General features: G+C 51.9%; 11 protein-coding genes. 6 read left to right on the forward strand and 5 right to left on the reverse strand.

Annotated features, from left to right (window positions below):
- The first annotated feature begins 37 nt into the window (after nt 1–37).
- Nucleotides 38–613: a cytochrome b gene (locus tag IAI47_RS12240; protein ID WP_003849915.1), complete on the forward strand. Its 576-nt coding sequence runs from the start codon at nt 38–40 to the stop codon at nt 611–613.
- 1 nt (nt 614) lies between these two features.
- Entirely contained in the window at nt 615–1,190 is a 576-nt protein-coding gene (locus IAI47_RS12245) for a YceI family protein (RefSeq protein ID WP_008925918.1), read from the forward strand.
- A 39-nt stretch (nt 1,191–1,229) separates the two neighbouring features.
- Here IAI47_RS12245 and IAI47_RS12250 read toward each other — a convergent pair whose 3' ends face one another.
- Nucleotides 1,230–2,279 (reverse strand): rhodanese-related sulfurtransferase, encoded by a 1,050-nt coding sequence (locus tag IAI47_RS12250; RefSeq protein ID WP_003849918.1) that lies wholly within the window; start codon nt 2,277–2,279, stop codon nt 1,230–1,232.
- Between the two features lie 253 nt (nt 2,280–2,532).
- Between IAI47_RS12250 and IAI47_RS12255 the strand changes: the two genes are divergently transcribed.
- From IAI47_RS12255 to IAI47_RS12265, 3 genes are all read left to right on the forward strand, one after another.
- Entirely contained in the window at nt 2,533–3,456 is a 924-nt protein-coding gene (locus IAI47_RS12255) for a Kdo(2)-lipid IV(A) acyltransferase (RefSeq protein ID WP_008925917.1), read from the forward strand.
- Nucleotides 3,457–3,992: 536 nt separating this feature from the next.
- On the forward strand, nt 3,993–4,259 hold the full coding sequence (locus tag IAI47_RS12260; protein WP_008925916.1) for a hypothetical protein: 267 nt from the start codon (nt 3,993–3,995) through the stop codon (nt 4,257–4,259).
- Between the two features lie 131 nt (nt 4,260–4,390).
- The gene (locus tag IAI47_RS12265) at nt 4,391–4,792 is read left to right on the forward strand and encodes a MysB family protein (RefSeq protein WP_003849925.1); all 402 of its coding nucleotides are present in this window, start codon (nt 4,391–4,393) and stop codon (nt 4,790–4,792) included.
- On the opposite strand, the gene IAI47_RS12270 is transcribed toward IAI47_RS12265, so the two are convergent.
- From IAI47_RS12270 to IAI47_RS12280, 3 genes are all read right to left on the reverse strand, one after another.
- Nucleotides 4,783–5,022 (reverse strand): YceK/YidQ family lipoprotein, encoded by a 240-nt coding sequence (locus IAI47_RS12270; RefSeq protein WP_033743162.1) that lies wholly within the window; start codon nt 5,020–5,022, stop codon nt 4,783–4,785. The genes IAI47_RS12265 and IAI47_RS12270 overlap by 10 nt on opposite strands.
- 129 nt (nt 5,023–5,151) lie before the next feature.
- Nucleotides 5,152–7,704 carry a glucans biosynthesis glucosyltransferase MdoH gene (mdoH, locus tag IAI47_RS12275; RefSeq protein WP_003849929.1) on the reverse strand — a complete coding sequence of 851 codons (2,553 nt, stop codon included), beginning with the start codon at nt 7,702–7,704 and terminating at the stop codon, nt 5,152–5,154.
- Nucleotides 7,697–9,232 (reverse strand): glucan biosynthesis protein G, encoded by a 1,536-nt coding sequence (locus IAI47_RS12280; protein WP_175501468.1) that lies wholly within the window; start codon nt 9,230–9,232, stop codon nt 7,697–7,699. The genes mdoH and IAI47_RS12280 overlap by 8 nt, the downstream gene beginning before the upstream one ends.
- A 268-nt stretch (nt 9,233–9,500) precedes the next feature.
- On the opposite strand from IAI47_RS12280, the gene mdoC reads away from it, so the two are divergent.
- Nucleotides 9,501–10,634 carry a glucans biosynthesis protein MdoC gene (mdoC, locus tag IAI47_RS12285; RefSeq protein WP_008925914.1) on the forward strand — a complete coding sequence of 378 codons (1,134 nt, stop codon included), beginning with the start codon at nt 9,501–9,503 and terminating at the stop codon, nt 10,632–10,634.
- A gap of 295 nt (nt 10,635–10,929) precedes the next feature.
- Here the strand turns inward: mdoC and IAI47_RS12290 are convergent, their stop codons facing one another.
- The gene (locus tag IAI47_RS12290) at nt 10,930–12,390 is read right to left on the reverse strand and encodes a phospholipase D family protein (protein WP_033743161.1); all 1,461 of its coding nucleotides are present in this window, start codon (nt 12,388–12,390) and stop codon (nt 10,930–10,932) included.
- Between the last annotated feature and the right edge of the window lie 6 nt (nt 12,391–12,396).

Consider the following 12,396-nt stretch of genomic DNA (forward strand, 5'->3'; position numbering starts at 1 on the left):
TTCTTATTTCATATTATTTCTTTTTTGAAACGACATCATGTTATTACGCAATTCATCTCATCAGTTTGGACTGATTGCCGTGCTGCTGCACTGGTGTATGGCGCTGGCGATTTATGCCATGTTTGCGCTGGGGTTATGGATGGTCGGCCTGGGCTACTACGATAGCTGGTATCACGACGCGCCGGAAATTCATAAAAGCATTGGCGTGATGCTGCTGCTGGCGTTGATTGTTCGTCTGGTGTGGCGTGTTATTTCGCCGCCGCCAAAACCGCTGAGCAGTTATTCCCCGCTGGTGCGTATCAGTTCAATGGTTGCGCACCTTTTGCTGTACACCCTGCTGCTGACCATTTTAATCAGTGGCTATCTGATCTCAACCGCCGATGGCAAACCGATATCTGTATTTAGCTGGTTTACCCTGCCTGCGCTGTTCAGCGGTGCAGGCGCGCAGGCTGACCTGGCGGGCGACATTCACCTCTGGCTGGCCTGGACGGTTGTGATCCTCTCGGTACTGCATGGTCTGGCTGCGTTAAAACATCATTTTATCGATCGTGATATCACCCTAAAACGGATGTCAGGTTTACGCATCCCTTCTCCCTCTGAAAAGGATAAATAATATGTTCAAAAAGACTCTGCTGGCGATGACCGGTGCCAGCCTGCTGCTCAGTTCGATGACCGCCAATGCTGCAGACTATAAAATCGATAAAGAGGGCCAGCACGCGTTTATTCAGTTCCGTATTCAGCATCTGGGTTACAGCTGGCTCTACGGCACCTTTAAAGATTTCGATGGCAGCTTCACTTTTGATGAGAAGAACCCTGCAGCAGACAAAGTCGACGTCACCATTAACACCAGCAGCGTCGATACCAATCACGCTGAACGTGACAAGCACCTGCGCAGCGCTGACTTCCTGAACACCAGTAAAAACTCGCAGGCCACGTTTACATCCACAGAGGTAAAAAAAGAGGGTGATGAGCTGAAGATTACCGGCAATCTGATGCTGAATGGCGTGACGAAACCGGTGACGCTGGAGGCGAAAATGCTGGGTGAAGGTAAAGATCCGTGGGGCGGTTACCGCGCTGGCTTTGAGGCCGAAGGGGAAATTGCACTGAAAGATTTCAACATCACTAAAGATCTGGGGCCCGCTTCGCAGAAGGTGCAGCTGATGATCTCAGTTGAAGGTGTACGTCAGTAAAACAACACGCCGCCTGAAGCTCACTTCAGGCGGCCACGTTTATTTCTTCACTGGCGAAGGAATAGTCATATTTAACAGGCCACGTGACTTGTTAAAGATCTTATTGCCATTCTCACGTCCCGCCCGGCGAGCGCGCTGCTCTTCCGGAGAGAGTTTTGCTTCTTCCTGACAGATTGGGCTGCAGCAGTTCTCAAACTTCTCTGCGCAGCTTTTGCACTGAATAAACAGCAGATGACAGCCGTCATTGACGCAATTGACGTGGGTATCACAGGGTTCGCCGCACTGATGACAGTTCGACAGCACGTCGTCAGAAATACGTTCACCCATCCGCTCATCAAAGACAAAGTTTTTGCCTTTGAAGCGTACCGGTAACCCCTGCTCACGCGCGCGGCGGGCATACTCGATGATCCCGCCTTCAATGTGATAGACATCCTCAAAGCCGTTGTGCCGCATCCAGGCGCTGGCTTTTTCACAGCGGATCCCGCCGGTGCAGTACATTACGATCTTTTTGTCTTTCTGATCCTGCAGCATATCAACCGCCATCGGCAATTGATCGCGGAAGGTGTCAGCAGGCACTTCCAGCGCATTATCAAAACGCCCCACTTCATATTCGTAGTGGTTTCGCATATCCACGAACAGCGCGTCAGGATCGTCCAGCATCGCGTTAACGTCTGCTGCTTTAAGATACTGACCCACATTGCTGGCATCGAAACTGCTGTCTTCAATTCCGTCTGCAACAATGCGATCACGCACTTTCAGACGCAGCACCCAGAACGATTTTCCATCATCATCCAGTGCAATATTCATACGCAGATTATTCAGCGCCGGATCAAAGCTATAGAGCCACGCTTTCATCTTTTCATATTGACTGGCGGGCACGCTGATCTGCGCATTAATCCCTTCGTGCGCGACATAGACGCGGCCAAACACCTTGAGTGCTGTCAGGCCAACGTAGAGCGCATCACGGAATGCTTTTGGATCGGCAATCTGGAAATATTTGTAAAAAGAGACAGTGGTGCGCGGCTCAGTTTCAGCCAGCATGCGCGCCTTCAGCTCTTTATTGGAAACGAGGTTATGTAACACTGGCATGGTGTTCTTTCCTGTTATCAATAGGAGAATTTTAGCGGGCACATGATACCTGATTTCAGCAGGATGCAAAGGCCAGTGTAAGAACCGATCATCTTGTGCTGTTTTTTCCGCCAATATCTGGAGAGTTTACATCCGCCTGCAGTAGCCTGTTCCGTCAGTGATATTTATACGCCCGATAAAAACTGGCACAATGGCAGAAATTAATGAGATATCAGCACCGCACGGTGCGCGACGCAGGAAAATTAACCTTCATATGACCCAGTTGCCTCAGTTTTCACGAGAACTGCTTCACCCGCGCTATTGGTTGACCTGGGTGGGTGTCGCTTTTCTTTATCTTTTGGTGCTACTTCCCTATCCCCTGCTTTATGTTCTCGGCTGCAATATTGGTCGTATCGGGATGCGTTTTATGAAGCACCGCGTCAGTGTCGCCCGACGTAATCTGGAATTATGTTTTCCGGAAATGCCGATCAATGAACGTGAAGCGATGGTAAAACACAATTTCGAATCGGTTGGCATGGGATTGATCGAGACCGGGATGGCATGGTTCTGGCCTGACTGGCGCATCAATAAATGGCATAAGCCTTCAGGTCTGGAGCATATTCAGCAGGCGCGGGATAGTCAGCGTGGTGTCCTGCTTATTGGCATGCACTTTCTGACACTGGAAATTGGGGCGCGCATGTTTGGTATCCATAATCCAGGCATTGGCGTCTATCGCCCTAATGACAACAAATTGATCGACTGGCTGCAGGTTAAAGGCCGGATGCGTTCAAATAAAAGTATGATTGACCGCAAAGATCTTAAAGGAATGATTCGCGCGCTGAAAAACGGCGACATTATCTGGTACGCACCCGACCATGATTATGGCCCACGCAGCAGCGTTTTTGCGCCCTTCTTTGCTGTGGAAAAAGCGGCAACCACGGTGGGCACCCATTTGCTGATTCGTACTGGTAAACCGGCGGTTATTCCCTTTGTGCCGCGTCGTCTGCCTGGTGGTCGTGGTTATGAACTGATGATACTGCCTGACATCAGCGACGAATTTACGCTGGAGAGCGATGTTGTCACCGCTGCCAGAATGAACAAAGTGGTTGAAGAAGGCGTGTTGCTGGCACCGGAACAGTATATGTGGCTTCATCGTCGCTTTAAAACCCGCCCCGAAGGCGAACCCTCCCGTTATTAATCCTTTCGCGCTAAATGTCTTTCTGGCATTTAGCGCTTTTCTTACTCTATGCTCTGCTGAATAAATCAGTCGCTCGTGGCGGGATCATCGTTTCATCGAATTTTCAGGACCGTTAATTAATCAACCATGAAGTTCAAGATAGTTTATTTATCTATTTAAAATTCGATTTTATAATAAAAAACCTTACTAGCAGGCGCTATTCTGCCTGGTTTCTTTTTAGTCATTAATTTTCAGCGTACTGTATTTAATAATATCTGGTGCTAATTAACTTTCAAACCAGGCCTAATCCTATTTAGCCAGGCTTAACGATGTATTCTGGCTAATGGATCGATTAAAATTAACTTATATTACAAGCTTTTGCCTTGTTAATTTGACCTATATTCCTTTTTACATTTTTTTAACATCCTGATAGACCGTTATGGCATTTGAAGAAGTTAAAGCTAATCGGTAGTTTCTTTCGTGACAGTCAGATCTTTAACCGCTCTGACAAAAATTATAAAAAGACAACACAGCAAACCTCTATCGGGACATATTATATGAACAAAGGTCTCTACTATTACGTCACAATTGGTACCGATCAGGAAAATTATCATTTCCTTCATCGTAAAGGGTGTAAGCGAATGCCAGATAAAGATGAAGTCATCTTCATTGGCACTTTATATAACCTGAGTCAGGCGCTTTCCATCGCCAGAATTAATTTTAAGAAAGTTAAGCCCTGTATAAAATGCTGTATCCGCTACTCAGCGCCGGTGATTCATGACTCTGTTCAACCCGTTCTGCACTTTCCACAAAAGATGATCTGACCCTGACTGGCGGGAAATGGTTTATTTCCCGCCAGTTGCACTGACCCGCCCTTTCCCTCCCCTGAATTTCGTCTATCCTTCACTGAAATCAAATGAATCTGCAGTTAATGAACCCGGTAAGGAGAAGATTGATGAGCATGTACAGTACGTTAGAGGAAGCGATTGATGCTGCACGTGAAGAGTACCTCGCTAACAATCCTGAGGTGGATGAAGAAGAAGCATCGATCAGTCAGTTTGGCCTGCAAAAGTATGTCATGCAGGATGGCGATATTATGTGGCAGGCTGAGTTCCTGACCGATGAAGGTGAAGCGGGCGAATGCCTGCCCTTCCGCAGCGGTGACGCCGCACAGGCCATCTTTGATGCTGACTTTGACGAAGTTGAACTGCGTCAGGAGTGGTTAGCAGAAAATACCCTGCACGAGTGGGATGACGGCGAATTCCAGCTTGAGCCGCCGCTGGACACCGAAGAGGGTGAAGCCGCCGCGCAAGAGTGGGAAGATGATAACAGCGACTCCGATCGCAGTTATTCGTAAGGACCGTGACTGGCATCCACCGGTAACAACAGGGTGTCAACCACCAGCGACAGTGGCAAATCGAGGATCGTTAAGACTCGCCAGCCGCTGTCGCGTACATCCCACTGTACGCCGGGATAATACTGATTGCCGTGTCCCTGCCCCGGCAGGGTGCGACTGATGATACTGCCACATCCGCTTAAGCAAAGCACCGCAGCTACAACAACGCCTGCCTTTAAAAATGCTTTCACCACTGATACCCGCTATGAACTGCCATTGAGAACGTCACGCGCTGCTCACGGTGACTGCCAGCAAACAATTTATCAGCGTATCGCTGTTTTAATCCCATAAAAAAAGCGGCATCGCTGCCGCTTTTCAGATTACGCGTTTTTTGCCAGCGCGTTAGGGTTGAGGTTAAGTTTCTGATAACTCTCTACCCACTGATGATACTTATCCGCATTTTCCCACAGTCGGGTATGAACACGGGCCAGTACCACCGGATCGCTGATTAACTGCAGTCGCTGCTCGCGGCCCAGTTTATCCGGTGCATCGCTCAGTGCCTGATCCACACGACGGTCACGTGCATAGTCCAGCAGCTGACTCTGCTTATGGCGCGATGTCGCCAGTGCCGTTGCGAGTGCGTTAAACGCAGGATGGAACAGGGCATGCATAAAGCCATTTTCCAGCGCACGTTCGCGGTTTAGCAGCACATAACGATCGGTATCCACCAGCTCCTGCGGCGGCGAGTACTCTTCCGGGATCAGGAACAATTTGGCTTTCTTGCTCTTAAGACCCAGTGTTGAGCGGCTCGACATCACAGAAACAAACGGAGACAGAATCAGCGAGAAGACAATCGGGGCCAGCCACCACAGGAAGTTAAGATCCAGCAGTCCCATACCCGTTGCCCACACCAGACCCAATGCCATCTGCGAACCGTGACGTTTAAATGCCTCGCTCCACGGCGTCGCATCGTCATCACGTTGCGGAGAGTTCCACACCACTTCCCAGCCGAGGAAGGCACTGACAACAAACACCGTATGGAACAGCATACGTACCGGCGCCAGCAGCACTGAGAACAGCGTTTCCAGCACCAGTGAAGCCAGCAGGCGCAGAGGACCTCCGTAGGCTTTTGACCCTTTGAACCAGATCAACACCACACTCAGCATCTTCGGCAGGAACAACAGCACCATGGTGGTCGAGAAGAGCGCTATCGCCAGCTCCGGACGCCACTGCGGCCAGACCGGGAACAGCTGCCGCGGTTGCAGGAAGTAGGTCGGTTCCATCAGCGTATGCACCACCTGCAAGGCAGTTGAAAGCGCAAGGAACATAAACCACAGCGGAGCAGACAGGTAGGACATAACCCCTGTCAGGAAGACCGCACGGTGGACCGGGTGCATCCCTTTTACCAGGAACAGGCGGAAGTTCATCAGGTTACCGTGACACCAGCGGCGGTCACGCTTCAGCTCATCCAGCAGGTTCGGTGGCAGCTCTTCATAGGATCCCGGCAGGTCATAGGCAATCCAGACGCCCCAGCCAGCACGACGCATCAGCGCAGCTTCCACAAAGTCATGGGACATGATCGACCCGGCAAAAGAGCCCTCACCCGGTAACGGAGCCAGTGCACAGTGCTCAATAAAGGGTTTTACGCGAATAATAGCGTTGTGACCCCAATAGTGAGATTCGCCCAGTTGCCAGAAGTGAAGACCGGCCGTAAACAGCGGACCGTATACACGCGTGGCAAATTGCTGACAGCGCGCATACAGCGTATCCATACCCGATGCTTTCGGCGACGACTGGATGATCCCGGCATTCGGGTTAGCATCCATCATGCGTACCAGACCGGTGAGACACTCACCGCTCATAACGCTATCCGCATCCAGCACGACCATGTAGCTATAGTTGCTGCCCCAGCGACGGCAGAAGTCATCGATGTTGCCGCTTTTACGCTTCACACGACGACGACGACGGCGATAGAAAATCTTGCCTGCGCCGCCAACATCCCGCACCAGCTCCATCCAGGCTTTCTGCTCGGCAATGGCGATATCCGCATCGTAACTGTCGCTGAGGATGTAAACGTCAAAGTGTTCAGCGTTACCGGTGCGAACCACGGATTCCCATGTCGCACGCAGACCGGCGTAAACACGCTCAACGTCTTCATTACAGATCGGCATAATCAGCGCAGTACGATGTTCCGGATTTAGCGGCTCATCTCCGACCGTTGAATAAGAGATACTGTATTTGTCACGTCCAATCAGCAGCTGCAGGAAGCCCATCAGTGCTGTCCAGAAGCCAGCAGAGACCCAGCAGAAGAGTATGGCGAACAGGAACAGGATACCGGTCTGCAATAAGTAAGGCAGAATCTGCATCACTGACTGCTGCCAGTTCTGATTGATCATCTCCATCGGATCCAGAAGCGTCCAGCCCTGATAAGGCAGAATACTCTTCATGTACCAGGTGGCGACCACCGTCTGAAATATGGTCAGGATCAGCAGGATGTAGCGACGAATTGAACCGACATGACGCCACTTCTCTTCGGCACGACGCTCTTCCGCATTGGCATAACGCGGAACCGATTTGTGTCCACGAAGTGAGTCCCAGGCACGGGCGACCGGGTTGGTCCGCCACGCTTCCGGGAACATCAGTGAGCGTTTGACCTTCGGCATCGCTTTCAGCGTGGTGCGGTCGAGATAATCTTTGCCCAGCTGCTGACCGTCGGCCAATGAATCAGGCCAGGCCATTTCAACCCGCGATGAGACCGATTTTAACGGCGCATCATCCGGACGATCACTGGCTGCGACATCCCTTCCCAGCGCATCATGGATGAAGTGGAACTCGCCGGCATTCTGCAAGGAGACGCTCAGGCGTGCCTTCCCTGCCGCATCCAGCGGCAGAGATTCCACATAACGTTGAGGTGTAAAAGTCGATTTATTCATTGGCAGGTAACTGATAGCTCCAGGTTTCCGTCAATGTCTTGTCGCCGCTTACCAGGGCCGCACGCATTTCCGTGGACTGTTTGGCATCTTTCACACGCAGACGCAACACCAGACGCCAGCCTTTGGTGACCGGGTTATAACGTACGCTCTGCTCAACCACATCAGCATTTTTACCGACGCTGACCTGAGGTGCCACCTGACTGTTTTCCGCCATCTTACTCATGTCTTTACCCACGAAGTCGATGGTGAAAGCCACGGTGCCATCCGGCTGACGCACCAGATTAGATTGCTTCACGTCACCCGCTGAACGCAGGGTATTTTTGACCCAGGCGGTATCATCGGAGTGCAGCTGGTTTTCGTCGCGCGAGAAGTGCAGACGATATTTGAAGTTCATCTCTTTACCAGGCTCTGGCAGCGTCTCTGGCGTCCAGAAAGCAACGATGTTGTCGTTGGTTTCATCTGCCGTCGGGATTTCAACCAGTTCAACCCGGCCTTTACCCCAGTCGCCGATTGGCTCAACCCAGCCGCTTGGACGCAGGTCATAGCGGTCGTCCAGATCCTGGTAGTTGTCAAAGTCACGCCCACGTTGCAGCAGACCAAAACCTTTCGGATTCTCAATGGTGAACGTGCTCACCGCCAGATGACGCGGGTTATTCAGCGGACGCCAAATCCACTCTCCGTTGCCATTATGGATAGAGAGTCCATCAGAGTCGTGCAGTGCCGGACGGAAGTTGTTCACCGTCGACGGCTGGTTCTGACCAAACAGGAACATACTGGTCAGTGGTGCGATCCCCAGTTTGCCGACGTTATCACGCAGGTAAACTTTAGACTGCACATCAACCGTTGACGCTTCACCCGGATGCAGCACAAAGCGATACGCGCCCGCCGCACGCGGCGAATCAAGCAGTGCGTAGATCACCAGCTGCTTGTCCTGCGGTTTAGGACGCTGAATCCAGAATTCTTTGAAACGCGGGAACTCTTCACCGGATGGCAACGCCGTATCGATGGCAAGGCCACGCGCCGACAGGCCATAAACCTGGCCAGCACCGATCACACGGAAGTAGCTTGCACCCAGGAAGCTGGCGATCTCATCGTTTTTACCCTTGTTGTTGAGTGGGTAAAGCACTTTGAAACCCGCAAATCCGAGGTTTTTTACCGCTTCTGCGTCATGTTTTACGTTACCGAAATTAAAATAGTCGGGGTTGTATTTAATCTCGCGTACCGCGCTGCCCGTCACTTCGTTGATCTGCACCGGGGTATCGAAATACATGCCCTGATGATAGAACTCCAGCTTGAATGGCGTGCGCAGTTTGCCCCAATACGCTTTATCGTGGTTAAACTGGATCTGCTGATAATCAGCAAATTTCATTTCACGAAATTGAGAGGGTAAATTGCTTTTAGGCGCTTCAAAGCTTTTCCCTGCCAACGCTTTGGCTTGTTTGGCTACATCATCGATGTTAAACGCCCAACTGTTATTGGCGTACAACGCCAGCAGAACTGCAGTACCAATCCAGCGTACCTTCATCAGTCCGGCTTTATTTTTTTCTTTAGTCGGCACATCCCCCCCTTTCGTGTGCTTAAATCAAACCCGTTTATCTTAAAGGATTATTCGGTTTTCCGACAGCTTATGCGCAACATTGTTCCCGCATTTCGTCTGGGTTAACGCTACTTTTAGGACAATTAGACACTACGGATTCCACTGATAGTATACCTGGTTTATCCCAGGTAGACTTTTCACAGAACATAATCCGGTTTCAGGGTGAAACCGGCCATACGTACTAACGAACTGGAACTTTATGAGTACTGTAAAACCTGAACGTGAATACTTTCTTGATTCCATACGCGCGTATCTGATGTTACTGGGGGTACCTTTTCATGTTTCCCTCATTTACTCCGCGCAAAAATGGGCCGTCAACAGTCATGAGGCCTCGTTATGGCTGACGCTGCTGAATGACTTTATTCATGCATTTCGTATGCAGGTGTTTTTTGTCATTTCAGGATACTTCTCCTACATGTTGTATCTGCGCTATCAGCCACGTCGCTTCCTGAAAGTGCGTCTGGAGCGTGTGGGGATCCCGCTACTCACCGCCGTTCCGCTGCTCACGCTGCCGCAATTTTTCATGCTGAAGGCCTGGACAGATAAGCTGGCTGACTGGCCGCGATTCACGCCGTACCAGAAATTCAATAACCTGATGTGGGAGCTGATTTCACACCTGTGGTTCCTGGTGGTGCTGGTGATGCTGACCACGCTCGGCATGGTCACGTTCCGCTGGTTGCGCGATCAGCACCGCACCATTGATTATACGCGGGTGGGCTGGGGAGCGTTGACCGCGGGTGTACTGACATGGGCGCTGGTGTGGTGTGTGTTCCGCCGTCTGGTGTTTATATTCCAGCCAGCCTGGCTGATGGATGGCTTATTCAGCATTGTGGTTATGCAAACGCTTTTCTATCTGCCGTTCTTTATGCTGGGGGCGCTGGCATGGAAACATCCGCCGCTGAAGCAGTTGTTTGTGCGGTTTAATCCGGTGATGTGGATCGGCGCGGTGGTGATGTTTGTTGCCTACTGCACAAATCAGCGCCTCAGCAGCGGCGATGGCTGGTTATATGAGCTGGATGCGATTATCACCACGCTGATGGGTCTCTGCATGCTGAACGTCTGCTTCTGCTTTGGTCATAAGCTGCTGAATTCGCATTCGCCACGCATCATGTATCTGGTGAATGCGTCGCTGTTTATCTATCTGGTGCACCATCCGCTGACGCTCTTGTATGGTATTTATGTCACACCACGGATTGAAAACAACACGCTGGGCTTCTTTGTGGGCCTGCTGATGGTGTTTGGCATCGCGTTTCTGCTGTATGAGATTCACCTGCGCATCCCGCTGCTGCGCTTCCTTTTCTCGGGGAAATTTGAGCGTAAACAAGCACAATGACAGGCGATCACTGATCTCAGGCCATCAGTGAGGTCAGGCTATAAATGATGTGTCTCACAGACCGCTTAAGCGTTTAAAGCGATGGGAGCATACACACGTAGCAAAGCATAGCGGGCCAGGGACACAAACGTCGGGAGCGTTTTTGAACAACGCAACGCGTTGGCCCGGCAACGGGCGCACCTCAGAGATGAGGTGCGTAATCGCCCGCGCTGAGCGAGCCAGGGATGGCGGGTTTTGCGTCTTTGCGGAGGGCGTATGTTTCCTGAGCCAGCCCTGTACCCAGGCAAGGTCCGGTTTACAGCAGCCACTCAATCGGCAGTCGCCACACCAGCCTTACCTGAAGACGTTGCCACCACGAGCAACCCGGTTCGTGTTTATGCACAATCTGCTGCGGCTCATCCGGATACTCCAGCCAGTTAACCCTTCCCCACTTATCCAGCCGCAGCGTCCATGCCCGATCGCGCATCGAGTGGCTGAAACGCTGATGCGTCTCTGCGGCCAGCGCCGCACTCTCAATGACCAGCCCCATCTCGGTATTCAACACGGCTGAACGCGGATCGAAGTTAAACGAACCGATAAACAGCGTCTGTTGATCTACCGAAAAGGTTTTGGCATGCAGGCTGGAGCCCGAGTTACCGGTTAATCCCCGGTCGTGCGGGGCATCAGGCACGCCCGCCTGTGGTTTAAGTTCATAGAGCGCGATGCCGTGACGCAGCAGTTTTTTGCGCCACTTAGCATAGCCGGCATGGACAATTGAGACATCGTTGGCCGCCAGCGAGTTGGTCAGAATGGCAATTTTTACCCCTTTGCGCTTCAGCGCCAGCAACTGAGCGACGCCAGCGCGTGTCGGCACAAAATAGGCAGAGATGATGTCGAACTGCTCCTGCGGCGTACCAATCACCTCCAGCATCCGCTGCGGCAGCAGGCTTCTGGCGCGTGCTTTACCCAGTCCTTTACGCGGATCATCACTGAGCAGTCGCGCTTTCGCCCAGGTCAGGGCCAGCGTGCCCTCTTCCAGCTCCTGTAGCAGTGACGAATTTTCCAGCCGCTGAAGGTAACGCTGTACCGGTTCACTGTGACGCCATTCTGCAGGCAGGCTCACACTGTCCTCTTCAGATTCCTCTTCATCCAGCACCTGCTGCAGCTTTGATACCGGCTTACTGCGCCAGTAACGCTCAAAATCCTCTGCGACTTCTTTCACCACCGGTCCTATCGCCATCACGTCCAGATCGGCAAACAACGGTTCATTGCCGGTGCCGAAATATTCGTCGCCGATATTACGCCCGCCGACCACAGTCGTGACACCGTCCACGGTAAAGCTCTTGTTGTGCATGCGGCGATTCAGACGGGCAAAGTCAGTGAGATATCCCAGTGCGCGCAGGGTACGAAACGAGAAGGGATTAAACAGCCGCACTTCAATGTTGGGATGGCGATTAAGCTGGGCGAGCGTATCGTCCAGGCCCGGCGTATTGTTGTCATCCAGCAGCAGCCGCACTTTCACGCCACGACGGGCCGCCTCCAGCACCGCGCTGAACAGCAACCGTCCCGACAGATCGTTTTGCCAGATGTAGTACTGAATATCGAGTGAACGCTCTGCTTTTTGTATCAGCAGATAGCGGGCAGCAAAGGCATCCAGCCCGTCGCTTAGCTGATGAACACCGCTCAGCCCGGGATGACGCAGACACTCTGGCTCCAGTTGGGTTTTCAGCCAGCTGGACCGTTCCAGTGACGGGGAGAGCTCAAACGCTTCGGTCATGACAAT

The sequence above is a fragment of the Pantoea sp. MT58 genome, from assembly GCF_014495885.1.
Taxonomy (GTDB): Bacteria; Pseudomonadota; Gammaproteobacteria; order Enterobacterales; family Enterobacteriaceae; genus Pantoea; species Pantoea eucalypti.